The organism is Klebsiella sp. Shm-1, assembly GCF_040804525.1.
Lineage (GTDB): Bacteria > Pseudomonadota > Gammaproteobacteria > Enterobacterales > Enterobacteriaceae > Klebsiella > Klebsiella pneumoniae.
Genome location: NZ_CP161823.1, coordinates 1,381,635 through 1,402,672, shown reverse-complemented (window position 1 = coordinate 1,402,672; position 21,038 = coordinate 1,381,635). Strand labels below are relative to the sequence as shown.

The following is a 21,038-nucleotide window of genomic DNA, read 5'->3' as shown; positions in this document are numbered from 1 at the left end:
CAGGTCACATTTAGTTTGTAATCTATGCAAGGTAGCCTGTAAAGGACGCGCCGGATATCAGATGTCACCTTAACTTTATCGTTTCAGCACCATTTGCATCGACGGTCTCCGCTGACGAAGGCAAAGTAGTGCTCCAGCACTTTTACAAGGACATTTCCATGCTCCATCCTCGCGCCAGAACAATGCTGATCCTGTCGGTGCCGGCCATCCTGATAGGTATCGCCTGCAGCCTGATCCTGATCGTGGCGATGAAGGTTGCCGCGCTGCTGCAGCGCGTGCTGTGGAGCAATTTGCCCGCGCAGTTGGGGGTGAGCGCCGACAGCCCGCTGTGGATCATCGCCATGCTGACGGCGACAGGGATCGCGGTGGGTCTGGTCATTCGTTACAGCCCCGGGCACGCCGGGCCGGATCCAGCGACCGAGTCGTTAATCGGCGCTCCCATTGCCACCGGCGCGCTGCCCGGACTCCTCGCCGCGCTGATCCTCGGCCTCGCCGGCGGCGTCAGCCTCGGCCCGGAGCATCCGATTATGGTGGTGAATATCGCGCTGGCTGTCGCCGTCGGCTCCCGACTGTTTCCGCGCGTCAGCTCGCTGGACTGGACCATCCTCGCGGCCTCAGGCACCATCGGCGCCCTCTTCGGTACCCCGGTTGCCGCCGCGCTGATTTTTTCGCAAACCCTCAATAGCAGCAACGATACGCCACTGTGGGATCGCCTCTTTGCTCCCCTCCTCGCCGCCGCCGCCGGCGCGTTGACGACGGGTCTGTTTTTCCATCCCCATTTTTCGCTGCCGATCCCGCACTATGGTCAGATGCGCTTCGTTGATATTCTCAGCGGCATTATCGTCGCCCTGATCGCTATCGCCGTCGGCATGGTGGCCGTCTGGTGTCTGCCGCGACTGCATGCCCTGATGCATCGGTTGAAAAATCCAATCCTGACCCTCGGCATCGGCGGGCTGCTGCTGGGGATCGTGGGGACGATAGGCGGGCCCTTAACGCTATTTAAAGGGCTGGATGAGATGCAGCAGCTGGCCTTCAGCCAGACGCTAACCGCCGCGGATTTTCTGCTTATCGCGCTGGTCAAACTGGCGGCCCTGGTTCTTGCCTCAGCCAGCGGCTTTCGCGGCGGGCGAATTTTCCCGGCGGTGTTCGTCGGGGTAGCGCTGGGGCTGATGCTGCATGCTCATGTTGACGCGGTGCCGGCGGCAATCACCGTTTCCTGCGCGATCCTCGGCATGGTGCTGGTCGTCACTCGCGACGGCTGGTTGAGCCTGTTTATGGCCGCCGTGGTGGTCCCGGATACGACTTTGCTGCCGCTGTTGTGTATGGTGATGCTCCCGGCCTGGCTGCTGCTGGCCGGGAGACCGTTGATGATTGCCAAACGGGATACCGATTAAACGCGGCTGTTTCGCTCCTCAAGGGCCTGCGTCACCGCGCGCAGGAAATCGGGGATATCCATTTTCGGCAGCATCACTTCTACCAGGGTGAGGGTATCGGAGGTGATGCTCTCCGTCATCGCCTCCCGCAGTTCAGACGTCTGAGTGACCCGCCGGCAGCACGAAGCAACGTCAGGGGCGAAGGCTTCCGGCAGCCGCTGCCAGTCCCACAGAGCGATGTCATTGTAGCGCTGCTCTGGACCATGAATCGCCCGTTCCACGGTATACCCTTCGTTATTCAGCAGCAGAATAAGCGGCTTTTGCTTATCACGCAGCATGGAGCCCATCTCCTGAATGGTCAGTTGGGCCGCGCCATCGCCGACAATTAGCACCACCCGCCGCTCCGCCGCCGCGGTTTGTGCGCCATAGGCGGCCGGGAGAGTAAAACCAATCGAGCCCCACAGCGGCTGGACGATCAGCGATGCTTCAGAGGGCAGCTTCAGCGCCGCAATACCAAAGGCGGCCGTCCCCTGATCGGCGAGAATAATATCCCCCGGACGCAGGGCGCCCTGCACCGTCGCCCAGAAATTTTTCTGGGTCAACTCGCCTTCAGCGCCCTCCTCAGCCTCCGGCGCCACGACCTGAGGCGTAGCCCACTCCGCCGCCAGCGGGGCGGAAAGCGTCATCAGCGCGGCCAAAGCCTTATCCATCGGCACCCCGCTGAACCAGTGATCGCCCACCCTGACGGCGAAGGGCTGGATCTCAATAGTCTTTTCCCGCGCCAGATGTTGGGTAAATCCTGCGGTGATGGTGTCGGTGAAGCGCGTGCCAATGCAGATGATGGTGTCGGCGTTTTCAATCGCCTCCCGGGTCTGCGGCGCGCTGGCAATCCCGCTGTAGGTGCCGACAAACCCGCTCTGCTGCTCATCAAACAATCCCTTGCCCATGAGCATCGTCGCATGGGCGACAGGCGTTTTCGCCACCCACTCCCGGAGCGTCTTCTGCAGGCCATAACGTTGCGCCAGGAAGTCCGCCAGCAGGGAAATGCGTCGGCTGCCCCGCAGCAGGCGGCTGGCTTGTTCGCAGAACCCGGCAAGCTGGTTTTCATCCGCCGGAGCGGGCTCCACCAGCAAGCGCTGGGCTGGGGCAATCGCTGCCGCTCTGGCGACATCGGCTGGCAGCATCAAATAGCCGGGGCGATGATGCGTCAACATATCGCGCAGCACACGGTCGATTTCATGGCAGGCGTTGCCGGCGGTCAGCAGCGCCTGGCTACAGGTGATCTGCTCGCTCATGCGGGCGAAATGGCGAAAATCGCCATCGCCGAGGGTATGGTGCAGCAGTTCGCCGCGCTGCTGGGCGCCGGTAGAGGGCGCACCGACGATATGCAATACCGGAATATGTTCCGCATAGCTACCCGCAATGCCGTTCAGCGCGCTCAATTCGCCGACGCCGTAAGTGGTCAGCAGCGCACCGGCTCCTTTGATGCGCGCATAGCCGTCAGCGGCATATGCCGCATTCAGCTCGTTGGCGCAGCCGACCCACCCCAAGGCGCTGTGCGCGATGACGCGATCGAGAAACTGTAAGTTGTAATCTCCCGGCACGCCGAACAAGCGGTCAATACCGCAGTCGACAAGGCGATCCAGCAGATAATCCCCAATAGTGTAGGTCGGTTGCATATCCATTATCCTCATTTTGGTGCAGGTGTAATTTGAGTATTGAATAAGCGATCCGCCTGTCCAGATGGGAGGTGATAATGGCAGTGTAAAGCAATAATTACGCAGAAAAAGCAGTGTACTCCACGCAGAACATTGTTTAGTGTAAACGTATACACATCCTGTTTTGTCGGCGGAGGAAGAATGGTTTACCAGGCAAGCACCACGCGATATCAAACGATGGAGTACCGTCGCTGCGGCCGCAGCGGTCTGCAGCTACCGGCTATTTCCCTTGGCCTGTGGCATAACTTTGGCGATGAAACGCGAGTGGAAACCAGCCGGCAGATGCTCCTGCACGCTTTTGACCTCGGTATAACCCATTTCGATTTGGCCAACAACTATGGGCCGCCGCCGGGCTCGGCGGAAAGCAACTTTGGCCGCATCCTGAAAGAGTCGCTCCTGCCTTATCGCGATGAGTTAATCATCTCCACTAAAGCAGGCTACACGATGTGGGACGGCCCTTACGGCGACTGGGGATCGCGAAAATATCTGGTAGCCAGCCTTAACCAGAGCCTTAAACGCATGGGGCTGGAATACGTCGATATTTTTTACCATCACCGGCCTGATCCACAGACGCCGCTGATGGAAACGATGCGTGCGCTCGATCATCTGGTTCGTCAGGGTAAAGCGCTATATGTCGGGATCTCCAACTATCCTCTGGCCCAGGCGCGGGAGGCGGTGAAGATCCTTAACGACCTCGGCACCCCCTGCATCATTCACCAGCCTCGCTACTCGATGTTCGAACGCGGCGTGGAAGAAGGATTGCTGGATTTTCTGCAGACGGAAGGGATTGGAAGCATAGCGTTTTCACCGCTGGCCGGCGGGCAACTTACCGACCGCTATCTCAACGGCATTCCGGCCGACTCGCGCGCCGCCAGCAGCAGTCGTTTTCTGCAGCCGGAGCAACTGACTCCTGCCCGATTAGAAAAAATTCGTCAGCTTAACAGGCAGGCGGAAGCGCGTGGGCAGAAGCTGTCGCAGATGGCGCTGGCCTGGGTGTTGCGCGAAGAGAAAGTCACCTCGGTGCTGATCGGCGCCAGCAAAACCGCGCAACTGGATGATGCCGTCGGCATGCTGCAGAATCGCCATTTCACCACCGAGGAGTGCGCGGCCATCGACGCCATCCTTGCGCTGTAAAGCAAATGTTACTTTAGCAAAAAGTGCTCTTTCCTGCTCTTTCGGAGTTCGTCCGATGCGGCGGGTCTTTACCGGCCCGTAATATCAGGTTAACAGGCCGCTTACGGCCCCGATCGTGAAGGAGAAGAGTATGTTCAGGTCACTGATTCTGGCAGCAGTACTGCTGGCCGCAGGGCCACTGGTCGCTAACGCTGGTGAAATCACCCTGCTGCCATCGGTAAAATTACAAATAGGCGATCGTGACAATTACGGTAACTACTGGGACGGTGGCAGCTGGCGCGACCGTGATTACTGGCGTCGTCACTATGAATGGCGTGATAACCGTTGGCATCGTCATGACAACGGCTGGCACAAAGGCTGGTACAAAGGCAGAGATAAAGCCTGGGAGCGCGGCTATCGTGCTGGCTGGAACGACCGCGATGACCACCGCGGCGGCTGGGGACGCGGCCCGGGTGGGCGCGGTCACGGTCATGGACATGGCCATCACTAACAGACGTAAAGGGGAGCCCATCGGCTCCCCTTTACTTTATTCAGCATCAGGAATCAATTAATCCACCCCGAGCAGCGACCCCACTATTAACCAGCCGTTCAGGCTCACCACAATAGCGACTATCGCCCAGCCGATGCCTCTCACCCAACGGGTATTCACCAGGTCCCCCATCAGCTTCGCATTGCTGGTAAATATCAGCAGCGGCACCAGGGCAAGCGCAATGCCAAAGCTGAGCAACACCTGACTCATTACCAGGATGCGCGTAGGATCCAGCCCCAGCAGAATGACGACAAACGACGGCAGCATGGTGATCGCCCGGCGAAACCACAGCGGAATATGAAAGCGGATAAACCCCTGCATAACGACCTGACCTGCCAGAGTGCCCACCACGGTCGACGATAAACCGGCGGCAATCAGGCTGAGGCCAAAGATGGTCGCCGCCGCGTGGCTCAGCAGCGGCTCCAGCGTCATGTAGGCCTGATCAAGATCGGCGACGCCGGTATGGCCATTAAAGTGGAATGCCGCCGCAGCGGTCGCCATCATCGCCAGATTGACGAACCCGGCAATGGTCATAGCGATCGCCACATCCCAGCGGGTCGCGTTATAGCGTTCTTTTCGCGTTCCGCCATGCAGATGCTGGGTAAGCGAGGAATGTAAGTAGATAACGTGCGGCATGATTGTCGCACCCAGTACCCCGGCGGCTAAGAATACCGCCTCCCCGTTGGGCAGCGTGGGGATCACCAGCCCTTTCGTCAGAGGAGCCAGCGCGGGCTGGGAAAAGATCAACTCCACGACATAGGCCACGGCGACAAACAGCAACAATCCACCGATCACCTTCTCCAGTGGTTTTTGTCCGCGCCGCTGCAGCATCAGGATCAGAAAAGTCGCCACCCCGGTCAGCACCGCCCCCTGCAGAAGCGACACGCCGAGCACCAGCTTAAAGCCAATCGCGGCGCCGATAAATTCAGCCAGATCGGTGGCCATAGCGATAATTTCCGCCTGTACCCAGTAAAACCAGACAACAGGACGCGGGTAATGGTCGCGGATCTGCTCGGCCAGGTTTTTGCCGGTGGCAATGCCCAGTTTGGCAGAAAGCACCTGGATCAGCATCGCCATCAGGTTAGCCCACACCACGACCCACAGCAGCTGGTAGCCAAAGCTGGCGCCGGCCTGAATGTTAGTGGCGAAATTACCCGGATCGATATAGCCAATGGCAGCGACGAAAGCCGGGCCCATTAAGGCGAGCTTCACCTTGCGCGCGGCGCGACTACTGCTATTCTCAACGCGACTGCTAGTCATCTTCTGCCTCTGGAAATATAGCCTTTGCTATGTTTTATGCTATCAAAATGCGAATGATTATCAAGTTCATTTAGAATGGAGATAATGATTGCTGTGATAGAAGGGAACAATAGCTGGCCGGAAATGAAATACGGGCGTCAGAAAACGAGATCCAGCCCGCTATTAAGAGTAGTACAAGAATGCAACTTTTAAAACCTTTACGTAACATAACAAAAGTGGATGTTGGATCACTATTTTTGCCATTGGTCACAGTTCCTTGCAATAGTGTGCAATTGATCTCGTTTTCTTTAAAGCCGTTGCATAGAATGTGCACGGAAATTTAACCTGCCTCATATTTGGAGCAACTATGGACCGCGTCTTGCATTTTGTCCTCGCGATCGTTGTGGTGGCTATACTGGCCCTGTTGGTCAGCCATGACCGCCAAAAGATCCGTATTCGTTATGTTGTTCAACTGCTTGTCATTGAAGTCCTGCTGGCCTGGTTCTTCCTCAACTCCGATATTGGTCTGGGTTTTGTGAAAGGATTTTCCGAGATGTTTGAAAAACTCCTCGGGTTTGCCAACGAAGGGACAAACTTCGTGTTCGGCGGCATGAACGATAAAGGCCTGGCCTTCTTCTTCCTCAAAGTTTTGTGCCCTATCGTCTTCATTTCGGCTTTGATCGGCATTTTGCAGCATATTCGTATCCTGCCGATTGTCATTCGCGCGATCGGTACCGTCCTGTCGAAAGTTAACGGCATGGGTAAGCTGGAGTCCTTCAACGCCGTGAGCTCGTTGATCCTCGGCCAGTCGGAAAACTTTATCGCGTATAAAGATATTCTCGGCAAAATGTCGCGCAACCGCATGTACACCATGGCGGCGACGGCGATGTCCACCGTGTCCATGTCCATCGTAGGCGCTTACATGACCATGCTGCAGCCAAAGTATGTCGTTGCGGCGCTGGTGCTCAACATGTTCAGCACCTTTATCGTTCTGTCATTAATTAACCCTTACCGCGTGGAAGAGAGCGAAGAAAATCTGCAGATGTCGAATCTGCACGAAGGTCAGAGCTTCTTCGAGATGCTGGGCGAGTATATTCTGGCAGGTTTTAAAGTCGCGATTATCGTGGCGGCGATGTTGATCGGCTTCATCGCGCTGATCTCGGCGCTGAATGCCCTGTTCGCCACCGTGACCGGTTGGTTCGGCTATAGCATTTCCTTCCAGGGTATCCTCGGCTATATCTTCTACCCGGTCGCCTGGGTGATGGGTGTGCCGGCAAGCGAAGCGCTGCAGGTGGGCAGTATTATGGCTACCAAACTGGTCTCCAATGAATTCGTCGCCATGATGGATCTGCAGAAAATTGCCTCGACGCTCTCCCCGCGCGCGGAAGGCATTATCTCTATCTTCCTGGTCTCCTTCGCCAACTTCTCATCTATCGGTATTATTGCCGGGGCGATCAAAGGTCTGAACGAAGAACAGGGCAACGTAGTTTCTCGCTTCGGTCTGAAGCTGGTGTACGGCTCCACGCTGGTTAGCGTGCTGTCCGCCTCGATTGCGGCGCTGGTTCTGTAACAGACGTCAGTCATCTGAGCCGGGCAATGCCCGGCTTTTTTTTGCCCGACATTCACCCAGCGGCTGTGGTTTACCGATCAGATAACCCTGCAGATAATTCACGCCCAGCTCCAGCAAGCGCGCTTTTTGCGGTTCGCTTTCGACATATTCCGCCACCACGCTCATCTGTTTCGCCCGCGCCATCTCGACAATCGATTTCACCATGATGGCGTCCAGCGGGTCCGTGAGGATGTCGCGGACGAAGCAGCCGTCAATCTTAATGATATCGGCCTGTAAATGTTTCAGACGTTCATAGTTCGCATAGCCGGTGCCAAAGTCATCAATAGCGATGGCGCAGCCAAACGCGCGCAACGCTTCAAGATTTTGCCGACTGGTGTCCGCATTAGAGAAGGCCTGCTCTTCGGTCACCTCAATAGTTATAAGTTCTGGCGAGACGCTATAGCGTTGAAACAGCGCGATAATCTGCCCTGCGCTGTTCTTTTGCATCAGAGTTGCAGGCAGCAGGTTGACCGAGAAGCGCTGGCCGGGATGCTTATGGAGCATACTGAACAAGGTCTCCAGCACCAGCATGTCAAAACGTTGGCTGAGGTTAAACTGCACAATCAGCGGAATGAATCGGTCGGGCATAATGACGCTATCGCCACAGCGCATGCGCGTGAGGATCTCATGATAACCCTCCCCCTCCGGATTCTGAATCGGTTGCGCATAGAGCATCAGCGCGCGATCTTTGAGCACTTGCTTGACGCGCATAAGGAGGCGCACCTGCTCGGTAGTTTGATCCACCACCAGATCCTGCTCCTCGTCCAGCGCCAGCACCCGACGTTCACTGCCCGCCTGTTCGGAAAGCCAGCTTAGCTGGCCCAGCATCTGGTAAAGTCCCTCACCCTGGCCGTCATCGCGGCCCCAGGCCGCGCCAAACTCCAAATCCAGCGGCTGATTGTGCCAGCTGAACTTTTTGTGGTTGAGGACCGCGACCATATGATTCAAGCGGGACGACGGCTCCGGTCCATCAAGCACGAGGATCAGTTCGCTGCCCGGTACCTGGAAGACTTTATCCGCCGCTCCCAGCAGCGGTTGCAGCGCCCGAATAATCTGCCGTTTACAGTCCACCCCCATCATCAGACCATAATGCCGACTGAGAAAGTCGAGATTATCAATACGCAGGCTGCAGATAGCCTGCTGAGGACAGCTCTGTAAATGGCTCTCCAGCGCGCGCAGGTTAGGCAAGCCGGTCAGCGGATCCTCTTCCGCCTGGCTACGCCAGCGGCGTTTGTTGCGGTCGCTGCGGGCATAGATGTCGGCCATATAAAACAAACAGATAGTAAAGGAGATCAGAACCGACAGCACAAAGGAGAGTGAATACTCGCTTTGCACCCCCTGGAGAAAGTTTTTGTTATATACCACCAGCAAAAAGGCCGAGACAGACCATGAAATACGCAATAGCGCATGGCCTATTCGACTGATACCGATAAAGTAGACAATAAAAATAACCGGAACTAAATAACCGGCAATAAATTCAGACTGATACGGCGCACACAATAGCGTTAATATCACCGCCAACGCGATAAACCAATATAGGGTAAAGGAGCGATATTGCGGTGCCAGCCACGGTAAACATTCCTGCTGCCAGAAACGTCGGGCGTAGCGCGGACTGATAATCATCCGCATTGGATAATAAAGAAACGTCGTAAAAATTAATGCCGCACTGATTAAACTTTGGATATCTATTACAGTATAAATCAACGGCATACTACCAAAGTAACTGGTAATAGCTAATGGAAACGCAAAATATTGTCCGGCGAGATACATGGTGATTTTCAGGAGCACCGGCGCGAAGAAGCCGCCCCAGAAGATCCGCGCCCCCATATGTTTTGCCGTTGGACCGCAGCGCCAGCGCTTCCCCACCAACAGTCGCAGAATAGCGCAGGAGACAAACACGGCGAACAGTTGACAAAAAAGTAAGATAAACGCCTGCGGCAGCGTTAATTTAATGAGAAAACTATTGGTGATGGCAAACGCGAGAATTAATGGCGCAATCGCATAGCGACCAAAGATAAAAATAACAGAAAACATCACGCTGATTGGCAGCCAGGCAATATAAATAAGGTTGCCGTCAATTATCGTTTGCGGTGAAATAAAACGAGCCAGCGGAATAGCGACTAAACAAATGATAAAGGCCAATAGAGTTTTTTTGATATTAATGTTAATTTTATCAAGCATTATTGTTAATTAAAGCTCCAGAAACCTCATCACGTTTAATGGGGGAAATGTTATGTTGCTTATTTAGGGCAGGCAAGGCGAATTATCAGGAAAAAGTCTGAAATTACTTTCGATTTTAATTGCTGGAGATTAACTGACGTAACCAGAAAGTGCTTTACATGAAACCCGCTAAAAACAAAAACCCCCGCCGAAGCGAGGGTTCTGAATTTTGGTGGAGCTAAGCGGGATCGAACCGCTGACCTCTTGCATGCCATGCAAGCGCTCTCCCAGCTGAGCTATAGCCCCACAGGACTTCTTTACGAACCAAATCCGCTGGGTGCAGAATTTGGTGGAGCTAAGCGGGATCGAACCGCTGACCTCTTGCATGCCATGCAAGCGCTCTCCCAGCTGAGCTATAGCCCCGTAACGTAAAGCGTGTCGTGTTGACGGGCGGCATAATATGAATTCCTCGCTCAGGTGTCAACGGCAAAATTATCCTTCCCGATTCAATCGCTGAAAAAGCAGGCAACTTGCTGACATTGCGAGCCTTATCGCAGTCAGAAGTTAAACAGGTCACCTTTTCACGTAAAAGGATGCTATAACATGGGCAGCTAATTCCCATACATTTACTCAGGAAATAGTATGCTCAAGGAACGAATGACACCTGAAGAAATTGCCCATCTAACCGGCTACAGTCGGCAAACTATCAATAAGTGGGTGCGGAAAGAAGGCTGGCAAACCTCTCCGCGACCTGGCGTCCAGGGCGGCAAAGCGCGCCTGGTCCATGTCAATGAGCAAGTCAGGGAGTTTATCCGCAGCGCCCAGCGCGTGGCGGAGACGCCCGGCATCTATTCTCCCCATGATAGCGATCTGGAATCGCTGCTGCTGACCCTCAGTAAAGAACTCACCCCCAGCGAGCAGAAGCAGCTTATGTCTTTGTTGCTGCGCGAGGGGATCACCGGGTTACTGCTTCGGTTAGGGATCCGCGATCGGTAAACCATGATGAAACTGAAAGATAAAATGACGCCCGCAGAGCTTGCCGACTGCCTGGGGCTGGCCAGACAAACGATCAATCGCTGGGTTCGCGAGAAACAATGGCGCACCGAAGCAATACCCGGCGTTAAAGGGGGGCGAGCGCGACTGGTGGTTATCGACCAACCGGTACGCGAGTTTCTGACCAACATCCCTGCCAGACGCCATCTGCTTACCGACAATCATCTCGCGGAATCGCCAGGTGCATACCTGGTCAATGAGGCAGACGCGATCTGGCGGCAAATCACGGAAACCCTACAGCTGATGACTCCGGCAGAACAGCTGCAGCTCCGCGATCTGCTGGCCCGGGAAGGGATTAGCGGTTTTCTTGCCCGCCTCGGCATCGCCAGTCCGGAATAACAGACAAAAAAAACGGCAGGGTAACCTGCCGTTGTTTCAGCTGAGTCGCCGTCAGGACGCCTGGCCTTCGCGTTCAGCGATAAAAGCCAGCGCTTTATTGATACGATCTACGCTACGGGATTTACCGATAGCATGGACAGTAACGTCTAGCGCAGGAGATTGCCCTGCCCCGGTAACCGCCACGCGCAGCGGCATACCGACTTTACCCATCCCCACCTCCAGCTCATCAGCAGTTGCCTGAATCGCGTGATGGACGTTTTCCGCCGTCCAGTCGCTAATCGCCGCCAGCTTATCGCGAACCACTTCCAGCGGCTGACGCGCCACTGGACGCAGATGTTTTTTCGCGGCGTCGGCATCGAATTCAGAGAACTCTTCATAGAAGTAGCGGCAGCTCTGGGCCATCTCTTTCAGCGTCTTGCAACGCTCGCCCAGCAGTTTCACCAGCTCAGCCAGCTGCGGGCCGTTGCGAGTGTCGATATTTTCCTGCTCGATATGCCACTGCAGATGCGTTGCCACATACTCCGCCGGCAGGGTATTGATATAGTGATGGTTTAACCACAGCAGTTTATCGGTGTTAAAGGCACTGGCGGATTTGCTCACCGCGCCCAGCGAGAAGAACTCAATCATCTCTTCGCGAGTGAAAATCTCCTGATCGCCATGAGACCAGCCCAGGCGCACCAGATAGTTGAGTAGCGCTTCCGGCAGGTAGCCGTCGTCGCGATACTGCATCACGCTCACTGCGCCGTGGCGCTTGGAAAGTTTTTTACCGTCATCGCCGTTGATCATCGACACGTGCGCATAAACCGGCACCGGCGCATTCAGCGCTTTGAGGATGTTGATCTGGCGCGGCGTGTTGTTGATATGATCTTCGCCGCGGATCACGTGAGTGATCGCCATATCCCAGTCATCTACCACCACGCAGAAGTTATAGGTCGGGGAACCATCGGTACGGCGAATGATCAGATCGTCCAGTTCCTGGTTGCTGAACTCGATAGGTCCGCGGATCTGATCGTCAAAAATAACCGAACCTTCCTGCGGGTTGGCGAAACGCACGACGCACGGCTCATCGTCAGCATGGTGCTCGTGGCTATGGCGGCAGCGGCCATCGTAACGCGGCTTCTCACCCTTCGCCATCTGCTCTTCGCGCAGCGCTTCCAGACGTTCTTTCGAGCAATAGCATTTGTAAGCGGTACCGGCTTCCAGCATCTCATCGATTACGTTGTTATAACGATCGAAACGTTTGGTCTGGAAATAGGGGCCTTCGTCCCATTGCAGATTCAGCCAGTTCATGCCATCCATGATGGCTTCAATTGCTTCCGGGGTGGAGCGTTCGAGATCGGTGTCTTCAATACGCAGCACAAACTCACCGCCGTGGTTACGGGCAAAAAGCCAGGAATAGAGAGCAGTACGCGCACCGCCAACGTGCAGATAGCCGGTTGGGCTTGGCGCGAAGCGAGTTTTGATTTTCATGAATTGGCCTTACGTTTAATAAAGATGCCGATAGCCGGCAATGTCCGGTGGAAATTATGGGTCAATATTCTAACACCGTGGGCTGATTCCTCAATGTTGTTCCCATCGGAACGTCACGGTTTGCCATTTTTGTTTATAAATCATGCTATGGCGCCGGTTTCGCGATCGCTTTGTTTAATTTTACGACGAACGAACGAATTCTTTAGAAAAGGCGTTGACTCATTTTCAACTCTCCCTATAATGCGACTCCACACAGCGGGGGTGATTAGCTCAGCTGGGAGAGCACCTCCCTTACAAGGAGGGGGTCGGCGGTTCGATCCCGTCATCACCCACCACTACTTAACGTAGTCTCCGCCGTGTAGAACAGAAAATTGAGAAGTGGGTGATTAGCTCAGCTGGGAGAGCACCTCCCTTACAAGGAGGGGGTCGGCGGTTCGATCCCGTCATCACCCACCACTTTCTCGCCAGCTGGATTTTCTGTCAAAATGTGAAGTACCGAAGTGGGTGATTAGCTCAGCTGGGAGAGCACCTCCCTTACAAGGAGGGGGTCGGCGGTTCGATCCCGTCATCACCCACCACTTCGGGTCGTTAGCTCAGTTGGTAGAGCAGTTGACTTTTAATCAATTGGTCGCAGGTTCGAATCCTGCACGACCCACCAATGTAAAAAGGCGCCCTAAAGGCGCCTTTTTGCTATGCGCGGAACATGGCCCTGCCACGAGTCCCTCCGCAGCAATCTCCCCTGTCAGCGCTGATATAGCGGATCTTCAACCCTGGCGGCGGTTAAATTCTCCCCTTCTTCACGCACAATTTCCCATAACGCCTGAGCGGCGGTCGACAGCGAGCGATTTTTCCTGCATGCCAGCATCAGCTGCCGCTCCATCACCGGAGTCAGCCGTTTCACCGTCAGATGGCTCCCCTGCGGTAACGGTAGCGCCAGCGCCGGCAGAACGCTGATGCCAATTCCCGATTCTACCATCGGAAACAGCGTTGCCGGGTGGCCAATCTCCTGGACGATGTTCGCCCGGATAGCCAGCCTGCTGAGGGCCGCATCGATCAGCGGGCGGCTGCCGGACGCATAATCCTGCAGTATTAGCCTTTCATCCTGCAGCGCCTGCCACGGCACTTCTGTCAGGCTGGCAAAAGGATGATCCTCCCGGCAGAGCAGCAAAAATGGTTCCGCCAGAACCACTTCACACTGAAGGTCTGCCGCCGGCCCCGGATCAATCACGATGCCAAAATCCACTTCCCCCTGGCGGATACTCTCCAGCACCCACTGCTGGGGCCGATCGTGCAGCACAAAATCGATATCGGGATAACGACGATTGCTGTGAGCAATACACTGCGGAATAAGGTGGGCGGAAATCGTCTGACTGGCGGCGACCTTGACGGTGCCGCTCAGCTGCTGGCCTACCCGCCCGGCGTCACGCAGGGTAATCGTCAACTCATCAAGCAAACGTTCCAGCCTGCCCGCCAGCTGCTGACCCGCCTCGGTGAGCACCACTTCGCGAGTAGTACGGTCGAGCAGACGGACGCCGGTCTGATGCTCCAGCTCCTTGACGCTATGGCTGACGGCCGACTGACTTAAGCCAATCATCTCCCCTGCCCGGCTGAAGCTTCTGGCCCGGGCGACGGTGACAAATACTTTTAACTGACGCAGAGAGTAATTCATCTTTTTTATTCATGAATAGATGCAATAAATCAATTTTATTTCTCAAATGAAAAAAAGCACAATAGCGCATCTCTTTTCAGGAGCGTTTATGAAACTTTTCCGTATTCTCGATCCGTTTACGGCAACGCTAATCACCGTTGTCCTGCTGGCCTCATTCTTCCCGGCCCGTGGCGCTTTCGTCCCCTTCTTTGAACATCTGACCACCGCCGCCATCGCGCTGCTGTTCTTTATGCATGGCGCTAAACTCTCCCGGGAGGCGATTATCGCCGGCGGCAGCCACTGGCGTTTGCATCTATGGGTGATGTGCAGCACCTTTATTCTCTTCCCGCTACTCGGGGTTCTGTTTGCCTGGTGGGCGCCGGTGAATGTCGATCCGATGCTCTACAGCGGCTTTATCTATCTGTGCATTCTGCCGGCCACCGTGCAATCCGCTATCGCCTTTACTTCGCTGGCCGGGGGCAACGTCGCGGCTGCGGTTTGCTCAGCCTCGGCCTCCAGCCTGCTGGGGATCTTTGTTTCCCCGCTACTGGTGGGGGTCCTGATGAACCTTCACGGCGCAGGCGGCAGTCTGGAGCAGGTCGGTAAAATTATGCTGCAGCTGCTGCTGCCTTTCGTGCTCGGTCACTTATCGCGGCCGTGGATTGGCGACTGGGTGGCGAAGCATAAGAAGTGGATTGGTAAGACCGACCAGACCTCGATTCTGCTGGTGGTTTACTCCGCCTTTAGCGAGGCGGTGGTGAATGGCATCTGGCATAAAGTCGGTCTGGGATCGCTGCTGTTTATCGTGGTGGTCAGCCTGGTGCTGCTGGCCATCGTCATCGCGGTCAACGTCTTTGTCGCCCGCCGCTGCGGCTTTAACAAAGCCGATGAGATTACCATCGTCTTCTGCGGTTCGAAAAAGAGCCTGGCCAACGGCATTCCGATGGCCAATATTCTCTTCCCGACCTCCATCCTCGGCATCATGGTGCTGCCGTTGATGATCTTCCACCAAATCCAGCTGATGGTCTGCGCGGTGCTGGCGCGGCGCTACAAGCAGCAAACCGATGCGCGTCTCGCTGAGGAAAAGGCCAACGCGGCCAAAGCCTAACGCGCTTTCTTCAGGGGCTGGACCAGATCGCTCAGCCCCTCAGTTTTAATCAGCAGGGTCAACGCCATCAGCTCGCCAAGATGCCCGGCAGGGAATTGATCCTTACGCGCGAACCACAATAAATACTCTTCCGGGACATCGATTAAGCGACGTCCCTTGTATTTACCGAACGGCATTTCGGTATTGGCTATCTCGACCAGCTGCGCTTTATCCACGTTATTCTCCCAGCAGACGCATCATTTCGGCTTCGTCAATCACCTCGATGCCCAGCTCCTGCGCTTTCGCCAGCTTAGAACCCGCCGCTTCGCCGGCAATCACCAGGTCGGTTTTCTTCGACACGCTGCCTGCCACCTTCGCCCCCAGCGCCACCAGACGCGCTTTGGCATCATCGCGTGACAGCTGGCTGAGGCTGCCGGTAAGGACCACGGTTTTGCCTGCAAACGGGCTATCAATCTCTTCCGCCTTCACCACCACCGGCGCAGGCCAGCGAACCCCCTCCGCCAGCAGTTGCGCAATGACATCGCGGTTGCTCTCTTCGGCAAAGAAGTTGAAGGTATGGGTAGCGACGACGATGCCGACATCAGGGACTTTCTGTAGCTCCTCAATGGAAGCCTGCTCCAGGGCTTCGAGAGTGCCGAAATGCGCCGCCAGGCCCGCCGCCGTCGCTTCTCCTACCTCGCGAATACCTAAGGCGTAGAGGAAACGTGCGAAGGTCGTCTCTTTGGCTTTCTCGAGGGCGTTGACTACGTTTTGCGCGGACTTCGGCCCCATCCGATCCAGCCCGGTCAGTTTCCCCGCCGTCAGCCGGAACAGATCCGCCGGGGTATGGACGTACTCTTTCTCCACCAGCTGGTCGATGATCTTGTCGCCCATGCCGTCAACGTCGAGCGCGCGACGGGAGACGAAGTGCTTGAGCGACTCTTTGCGCTGCGCGCCGCAGATCAGGCCGCCCGTACAGCGGGCTACCGCCTCGCCTTCCACCCGTTCAACGTCTGACTGACATACAGGACAGTGGGTCGGGAAGACGACATCCCGGGCATCCGCCGGACGCTCGGAAAGCACCACGTTAACCACCTGCGGGATCACATCGCCTGCCCGGCGAATCACCACCTTGTCGCCGATTTTCAAGCCTAAGCGTTCAATTTCATCGGCATTATGCAGGGTGGCATTGCTCACCAACACGCCGGCAACATGGACCGGCTCCAGACGCGCCACCGGCGTAATCGCCCCGGTGCGGCCCACCTGGAACTCCACGTCCCGGACGAAGGTCATCTGCTCCTGTGCCGGGAACTTAAAGGCCACGGCCCAGCGCGGCGCGCGGGCGACGAAACCCAGCTGCTCCTGCAGCGCCAGCGAATCGACTTTGATCACCACGCCATCAATGTCAAAGCCCAGGTGGGGACGCTCTTCCTCGACTTTACGATAGTAAGTAAGCACTTCCTCGGGGGTATGGCACAGGGTGACGCGATCGCTCACCGGCAGCCCCCATGCTTTGAACTGCAGCAACCGAGCCGAGTGGCTGGCCGGCAGCTCGCCGCCCTCCAGCACGCCCACGCCGTAGCAGAAGAAAGTAAGCGGTCGCTTCGCAGTGATGCGCGGATCGAGCTGGCGCAGCGAACCCGCTGCCGCATTACGCGGGTTAGCAAACACTTTCCCGCCGGTGCGGCGAGCTTCCTCATTGATTTTTTCAAACCCGGCCTGCGGGAGGAACACTTCCCCACGTACCTCAAGGCGTGCAGGAATATTCTCGCCATGCAGCTTGAGGGGGATGGCGCGAATAGTTCGCACGTTAGAGGTAATATCTTCGCCGGTGGTGCCGTCGCCGCGGGTTGCCGCCTGCACCAACACGCCGTTTTCATAGAGAATGCTCACCGCGAGGCCGTCGAGCTTAAGCTCGCAGCAGTAGGTAAGATGATCTGTGCTTTTCAGGCGATCCTGTACCCGCTTGTTGAAGGCGAGAAAGCTCTCTTCGTCAAACACGTTATCCAGCGACAGCATCGGCACTTCATGGCGGATCTGGCTAAAGGCGGTGAGTGGCGCCGCCCCCACCCTCTGAGTTGGCGAATCCGGGGTAATCAGCTCCGGGTGCTGGCTCTCCAGCTCGCGCAGCTTGCGCATCAGGCGGTCATATTCCGCATCCGGCACTTCCGGCGCGTCCATAACGTGGTACAGATATTCATGATGGCGAAGCGTGGTTCGCAGTTCAGTCAGTTGTTGTTCGATTGGTTCCATATCACACCATCAATGATAAAAAACCCCCGACAGGCGGGGGTTGAGAAAGGATTGAGTTAACGCGGAACGTCAGGCGTTCGCGTCTTTCACTTCGCGAATACGATCCTGGTATTCACGCAGTTTTTGCGGCGTCATCATGCGACGCTGATCGTCAAGCACCACGCCGCCCACTTCGTCAGCGATATACTGCGCAGACTGCAGCATCAGCTTGAAGTTCTGCAGTTCATCGCCGTAGGAAGGGACCTGCATAAAGATAGTCACCCCAGGGGTCATCATATCCGCCATGCTGTCCGGATTGAAGGTTCCCGGTTTCACCATGTTGGCCAGACTGAACAACACCGGACCGCTGCCGTCCGGACTTAGGTGGCGGTGGAAAATATTCATTTCACCAAACTTAAAGCCGGCCTGCTGGATACTGTTGATCAGCACTTCACCGTTAAGCTGGGCGCCATGATGCGCGGCGACGTTCATCACAATGACCGTCTCTTTGCGCTCTTTCGGCTGCGGCGCGGCGGGCTGCTGCGGCTCTACCGGCTGCGGTTCCGCGACGGCGGGCTGCGACGCGGCAACAGGCTGTGGCGCAGGCTGCTGCGGGGCGGCTGGCTGCGGCTGAGCGACGGTCGGCGTCACCGGTTGCGGCGCGACAGGCTGCTGCACAACAGGCTGCGGCTGGTGTTGCGGTTGTACGGGCGGCTGCGCAGGTTGCGGCTGTTGCCAGCCAGTCTGCGGAGCCGCATGCGGCGCAGGCTGTTGCTGCGGTGGAACCGGGGCCTGGCGCGGCGGCTGCGGCGGCTGGCGAACCGGTTCTTCAGGACGCGCAGGCTGCTGCATCTGGCGCTCGTAAGGCGGCTGGTACTGGTGCTGCGGCGCCTGACGAGGGGCTTCATGCTCCCCATGCGCGCCGTGCGGGGCGTGAGTCACCGGATGAACGCGGACTTCTCCTACGCCTTCAACATTATCATCAAAGTCGTCGTTTTCCGACTCATCGTCGCGCGACTTCATACGTTTCAGTGGGCGATCGCGAAACATCGAAGAACGTTCTTTACGGCTGGTCCAGAAACCATGTACCAGTAAAGCGATTATGGCGATCGCGCCAACAATGATTAATATCAGACGCAAATCCTGCATCATTATATTCTCTGTTGTTCTAACACCTTGCCACCACGGCAAACATTTACTCACTAAGAGTATTTGCCGATTACCTCAAGTGCAAGTGCGTCGGTCGCTTTCACCACATAAAGATGAACTAAATCGTGCTTTTTGCTGTTTTTTCGAACATTTCCTAACTGGTTATTGTCTGACGACCCGATAAAATAAGCGAGCATTCACACCGGATGTTAAAAAAGGAGCAATGCCTGGCTATGGTTTCATCATCCGCACCGACCCCGCGCAGCGGCGTTTATTATTTTTCGCAGGGCTGGAAACTCATCGGGCTGCCGGGCATACGGCGATATGTCTTCCTGCCTTTACTGGTTAACGTGCTGCTGATGGGCGCTGCCTTCTGGTGGCTGTTTACCCGTCTCGGCAGCTGGATCCCCTCGCTGATGAGCCATGTGCCGGACTGGCTGCAGTGGCTAAACTACCTGCTGTGGCCGGTGGTAGTGCTCTCAATCCTGCTGGTGTTTGGCTACTTCTTTTCGACGATCGCCAACTGGATAGCCGCGCCGTTCAGCGGCCTGCTGGCGGAACAGCTGGAAGCGCGCCTGACCGGCGCTACCCCGCCGGACGTCGGCGTCTTTGGCATCATGAAAGATATTCCGCGGATTATGAAGCGTGAGTGGCAGAAGCTGGCCTGGTATCTGCCGCGCGCCATCGTGCTGTTGCTGCTCTACTTTATTCCCGGCGTTGGGCAGACGGTAGCCCCGGTACTCTGGTTCCTGTTCAGCGCATGGATGCTGGCGATTCAATACTGTGATTATCCCTTTGATAATCACAAGGTTCCCTTCAAAACCATGCGCGAAGCGCTGCGCAGTCGCAAAGTGATGAATATGCAGTTTGGGGCGCTCACCAGCCTGTTCACAATGATCCCGGTGTTAAACCTGGTGATCCTTCCGGTGGCTATCTGCGGCGCCACCGCCATGTGGGTCGATTGCTATCGCGATAGACACGCCAGCTGGAAATAGCGGTAACACCTTCACTTGGGGGCGGCAAAGGCCGCTCCCTTATATCGCGCTTATTCCTTCTTGCTTATCATTATTTCCCTTCCGCATATAGATATGCTAAATCCTTACTTCCGCATATTCTTTAAGCGGGTATGCTGATGCCGTACCCCCAAATTTCATACAGTTAAGGACGGGCCATGAGTAAGATTTTTGAAGACAACTCCCTGACTATCGGTCATACGCCGCTGGTACGACTGAACCGCATCGGTAATGGCCGTATCCTGGCAAAGGTAGAATCTCGTAACCCGAGCTTTAGCGTAAAATGCCGTATCGGCGCCAATATGATCTGGGATGCTGAAAAGCGCGGCGTTCTGAAACCTGGCGTGGAACTGGTCGAGCCGACCAGCGGCAACACCGGTATCGCCCTCGCCTACGTGGCGGCGGCCCGCGGCTACAAACTGACGCTAACCATGCCGGAAACCATGAGCATCGAGCGTCGTAAGCTGCTGAAAGCCCTGGGCGCCAACCTGGTGCTGACCGAAGGCGCCAAAGGCATGAAAGGCGCTATCCAGAAAGCGGAAGAGATTGTCGCCAGCAACCCGGAACAATTCCTGCTGCTGCAGCAGTTCAGCAACCCGGCTAACCCGGAAATCCACGAGAAGACTACCGGCCCGGAAATCTGGGAAGATACCGATGGTCAGGTGGATGTGTTTATCTCCGGCGTAGGTACCGGCGGAACGCTGACCGGCGTCAGCCGCTATATCAAAAACACCAAAGGTAAAAAAGATCTGATCACCGTCGCCGTTGAACCGACCGATTCCCCGGTGATCGCCCAGGCGCTGGCGGGGGAAGAGCTCAAGCCGGGTCCGCACAAAATTCAGGGTATCGGCGCCGGCTTCATTCCTGGCAACCTGGATCTGAAGCTGGTCGACAAAGTGATCGGCATTACCAACGAGGAAGCTATCTCCACGGCGCGCCGCCTGATGGAAGAAGAAGGCATCCTGGCGGGTATCTCTTCCGGGGCCGCCGTTGCCGCCGCGCTGAAGCTGCAGGAAGATGAGGCCTTTACCAATAAGAATATTGTGGTTATCCTGCCTTCCTCAGGTGAGCGTTATTTAAGCACCGCGCTGTTCGCCGATCTCTTCACTGAGAAAGAGCTGCAACAGTAGTGCCAGCTTGTAAATAATGTGTAAAAAAGCACCTTTTCGGGTGCTTTTTTGTGGCGCACGTCAAAGTTTTACCCCTCCTGGCATTGATTCACCTCGTAGGGTCTGGTATTTAACCAGCACATTTATTTTGATGCGCGAAATTATTCAGAAGAGGA

At 56.0% G+C, this 21,038-nt stretch carries 17 protein-coding genes and 6 tRNA genes; 13 read left to right on the top strand and 10 right to left on the bottom strand.

Annotation, left to right across the window (positions count from 1 at the left end; translation table 11 throughout):
• The first annotated feature begins 158 nt into the window (after positions 1-158).
• Positions 159-1,394 (top strand): ion channel protein, encoded by a 1,236-nt coding sequence (locus AB1E37_RS06880; protein ID WP_032420327.1) that lies wholly within the window; start codon positions 159-161, stop codon positions 1,392-1,394.
• Here the strand turns inward: AB1E37_RS06880 and AB1E37_RS06875 are convergent.
• On the bottom strand, positions 1,391-3,052 hold the full coding sequence (locus AB1E37_RS06875; protein ID WP_032447825.1) for an alpha-keto acid decarboxylase family protein: 1,662 nt from the start codon (positions 3,050-3,052) through the stop codon (positions 1,391-1,393). The genes AB1E37_RS06880 and AB1E37_RS06875 overlap by 4 nt on opposite strands.
• A gap of 180 nt (positions 3,053-3,232) precedes the next feature.
• Between AB1E37_RS06875 and mgrA the strand changes: the two genes are divergently transcribed.
• Together mgrA and AB1E37_RS06865 are read left to right on the top strand one after the other, a co-directional pair.
• On the top strand, positions 3,233-4,225 hold the full coding sequence (gene mgrA / locus AB1E37_RS06870) for an L-glyceraldehyde 3-phosphate reductase (protein WP_004174934.1): 993 nt from the start codon (positions 3,233-3,235) through the stop codon (positions 4,223-4,225).
• A gap of 130 nt (positions 4,226-4,355) precedes the next feature.
• Positions 4,356-4,715: a DUF2502 domain-containing protein gene (locus AB1E37_RS06865; RefSeq protein ID WP_002913419.1), complete on the top strand. Its 360-nt coding sequence runs from the start codon at positions 4,356-4,358 to the stop codon at positions 4,713-4,715.
• A gap of 57 nt (positions 4,716-4,772) precedes the next feature.
• Here AB1E37_RS06865 and AB1E37_RS06860 read toward each other — a convergent pair whose 3' ends face one another.
• Positions 4,773-6,014 carry an Nramp family divalent metal transporter gene (locus AB1E37_RS06860; protein WP_002913421.1) on the bottom strand — a complete coding sequence of 414 codons (1,242 nt, stop codon included), beginning with the start codon at positions 6,012-6,014 and terminating at the stop codon, positions 4,773-4,775.
• 346 nt (positions 6,015-6,360) lie between these two features.
• Here AB1E37_RS06860 and nupC point away from each other — a divergent pair, with 346 nt between their 5' ends.
• On the top strand, positions 6,361-7,563 hold the full coding sequence (gene nupC / locus AB1E37_RS06855) for a nucleoside permease NupC (RefSeq protein ID WP_002913423.1): 1,203 nt from the start codon (positions 6,361-6,363) through the stop codon (positions 7,561-7,563).
• 6 nt (positions 7,564-7,569) lie between these two features.
• Here the strand turns inward: nupC and AB1E37_RS06850 are convergent, their stop codons facing one another.
• From AB1E37_RS06850 to AB1E37_RS06840, 3 genes are all read right to left on the bottom strand, one after another.
• The gene (locus AB1E37_RS06850; RefSeq protein ID WP_004149240.1) at positions 7,570-9,783 is read right to left on the bottom strand and encodes an EAL domain-containing protein; all 2,214 of its coding nucleotides are present in this window, start codon (positions 9,781-9,783) and stop codon (positions 7,570-7,572) included.
• A gap of 209 nt (positions 9,784-9,992) precedes the next feature.
• Positions 9,993-10,068, bottom strand: a tRNA-Ala gene (locus AB1E37_RS06845).
• Between the two features lie 41 nt (positions 10,069-10,109).
• Positions 10,110-10,185: transfer RNA gene (locus AB1E37_RS06840), tRNA-Ala, on the bottom strand.
• Between the two features lie 219 nt (positions 10,186-10,404).
• Between AB1E37_RS06840 and AB1E37_RS06835 the strand changes: the two genes are divergently transcribed.
• A complete protein-coding gene (locus AB1E37_RS06835) occupies positions 10,405-10,758 on the top strand; it encodes a YfeC-like transcriptional regulator (protein WP_002913434.1) in 354 nt (117 codons plus the stop codon).
• 3 nt (positions 10,759-10,761) lie between these two features.
• On the top strand, positions 10,762-11,154 hold the full coding sequence (locus AB1E37_RS06830; RefSeq protein WP_002913435.1) for a YfeC-like transcriptional regulator: 393 nt from the start codon (positions 10,762-10,764) through the stop codon (positions 11,152-11,154).
• 51 nt (positions 11,155-11,205) lie between these two features.
• Here the strand turns inward: AB1E37_RS06830 and gltX are convergent, their stop codons facing one another.
• A complete protein-coding gene (gltX, locus tag AB1E37_RS06825) occupies positions 11,206-12,624 on the bottom strand; it encodes a glutamate--tRNA ligase (protein WP_025368026.1) in 1,419 nt (472 codons plus the stop codon).
• A 259-nt stretch (positions 12,625-12,883) separates the two neighbouring features.
• Here gltX and AB1E37_RS06820 point away from each other — a divergent pair.
• The 4 genes from AB1E37_RS06820 (at position 12,884) to AB1E37_RS06805 (ending at position 13,282) form a co-directional block, all read left to right on the top strand.
• Positions 12,884-12,959, top strand: a tRNA-Val gene (locus AB1E37_RS06820).
• 45 nt (positions 12,960-13,004) lie between these two features.
• Positions 13,005-13,080, top strand: a tRNA-Val gene (locus AB1E37_RS06815).
• Positions 13,081-13,126: 46 nt separating this feature from the next.
• Positions 13,127-13,202: transfer RNA gene (locus tag AB1E37_RS06810), tRNA-Val, on the top strand.
• Positions 13,203-13,206: 4 nt separating this feature from the next.
• Positions 13,207-13,282: transfer RNA gene (locus AB1E37_RS06805), tRNA-Lys, on the top strand.
• Positions 13,283-13,366: 84 nt separating this feature from the next.
• Here AB1E37_RS06805 and AB1E37_RS06800 read toward each other — a convergent pair.
• On the bottom strand, positions 13,367-14,293 hold the full coding sequence (locus tag AB1E37_RS06800) for a LysR family transcriptional regulator (protein ID WP_002913438.1): 927 nt from the start codon (positions 14,291-14,293) through the stop codon (positions 13,367-13,369).
• An 88-nt stretch (positions 14,294-14,381) separates the two neighbouring features.
• Between AB1E37_RS06800 and AB1E37_RS06795 the strand changes: the two genes are divergently transcribed.
• Positions 14,382-15,380 carry a bile acid:sodium symporter family protein gene (locus tag AB1E37_RS06795; protein ID WP_002913439.1) on the top strand — a complete coding sequence of 333 codons (999 nt, stop codon included), beginning with the start codon at positions 14,382-14,384 and terminating at the stop codon, positions 15,378-15,380.
• On the opposite strand, the gene AB1E37_RS06790 is transcribed toward AB1E37_RS06795, so the two are convergent.
• The 3 genes from AB1E37_RS06790 to zipA form a co-directional block, all read right to left on the bottom strand.
• Positions 15,377-15,595 (bottom strand): DUF3820 family protein, encoded by a 219-nt coding sequence (locus AB1E37_RS06790; RefSeq protein ID WP_002913440.1) that lies wholly within the window; start codon positions 15,593-15,595, stop codon positions 15,377-15,379. The genes AB1E37_RS06795 and AB1E37_RS06790 overlap by 4 nt on opposite strands.
• A gap of 1 nt (position 15,596) precedes the next feature.
• Positions 15,597-17,612, bottom strand: a complete 2,016-nt coding sequence (gene ligA, locus AB1E37_RS06785) for an NAD-dependent DNA ligase LigA (RefSeq protein ID WP_004180820.1) — start codon at positions 17,610-17,612, stop codon at positions 15,597-15,599.
• Between the two features lie 69 nt (positions 17,613-17,681).
• Entirely contained in the window at positions 17,682-18,743 is a 1,062-nt protein-coding gene (gene zipA, locus AB1E37_RS06780; protein WP_004180822.1) for a cell division protein ZipA, read from the bottom strand.
• Positions 18,744-18,973: 230 nt separating this feature from the next.
• Here zipA and cysZ point away from each other — a divergent pair, with 230 nt between their 5' ends.
• Both cysZ and cysK read left to right on the top strand, forming a co-directional pair.
• Positions 18,974-19,735 carry a sulfate transporter CysZ gene (cysZ, locus tag AB1E37_RS06775; RefSeq protein ID WP_004174922.1) on the top strand — a complete coding sequence of 254 codons (762 nt, stop codon included), beginning with the start codon at positions 18,974-18,976 and terminating at the stop codon, positions 19,733-19,735.
• 176 nt (positions 19,736-19,911) lie between these two features.
• The gene (cysK, locus tag AB1E37_RS06770; RefSeq protein ID WP_002913498.1) at positions 19,912-20,883 is read left to right on the top strand and encodes a cysteine synthase A; all 972 of its coding nucleotides are present in this window, start codon (positions 19,912-19,914) and stop codon (positions 20,881-20,883) included.
• Positions 20,884-21,038: the final 155 nt, after the last annotated feature.

Coding starts and splice junctions, on each gene's coding strand:
- AB1E37_RS06860 (WP_002913421.1), bottom strand. CDS start 6,014: ATGACTAGCAGTCGCGTTGAGAATAGCAGTAGTCGCGCCGCGCGCAAG.
- AB1E37_RS06835 (WP_002913434.1), top strand. CDS start 10,405: ATGCTCAAGGAACGAATGACACCTGAAGAAATTGCCCATCTAACCGGC.
- ligA (WP_004180820.1), bottom strand. CDS start 17,612: ATGGAACCAATCGAACAACAACTGACTGAACTGCGAACCACGCTTCGC.
- gltX (WP_025368026.1), bottom strand. CDS start 12,624: ATGAAAATCAAAACTCGCTTCGCGCCAAGCCCAACCGGCTATCTGCAC.
- AB1E37_RS06850 (WP_004149240.1), bottom strand. CDS start 9,783: ATGCTTGATAAAATTAACATTAATATCAAAAAAACTCTATTGGCCTTT.
- cysZ (WP_004174922.1), top strand. CDS start 18,974: ATGGTTTCATCATCCGCACCGACCCCGCGCAGCGGCGTTTATTATTTT.
- AB1E37_RS06830 (WP_002913435.1), top strand. CDS start 10,762: ATGATGAAACTGAAAGATAAAATGACGCCCGCAGAGCTTGCCGACTGC.
- zipA (WP_004180822.1), bottom strand. CDS start 18,743: ATGATGCAGGATTTGCGTCTGATATTAATCATTGTTGGCGCGATCGCC.
- nupC (WP_002913423.1), top strand. CDS start 6,361: ATGGACCGCGTCTTGCATTTTGTCCTCGCGATCGTTGTGGTGGCTATA.
- AB1E37_RS06795 (WP_002913439.1), top strand. CDS start 14,382: ATGAAACTTTTCCGTATTCTCGATCCGTTTACGGCAACGCTAATCACC.
- AB1E37_RS06865 (WP_002913419.1), top strand. CDS start 4,356: ATGTTCAGGTCACTGATTCTGGCAGCAGTACTGCTGGCCGCAGGGCCA.
- AB1E37_RS06875 (WP_032447825.1), bottom strand. CDS start 3,052: ATGCAACCGACCTACACTATTGGGGATTATCTGCTGGATCGCCTTGTC.
- AB1E37_RS06800 (WP_002913438.1), bottom strand. CDS start 14,293: ATGAATTACTCTCTGCGTCAGTTAAAAGTATTTGTCACCGTCGCCCGG.
- mgrA (WP_004174934.1), top strand. CDS start 3,233: ATGGTTTACCAGGCAAGCACCACGCGATATCAAACGATGGAGTACCGT.
- AB1E37_RS06880 (WP_032420327.1), top strand. CDS start 159: ATGCTCCATCCTCGCGCCAGAACAATGCTGATCCTGTCGGTGCCGGCC.
- cysK (WP_002913498.1), top strand. CDS start 19,912: ATGAGTAAGATTTTTGAAGACAACTCCCTGACTATCGGTCATACGCCG.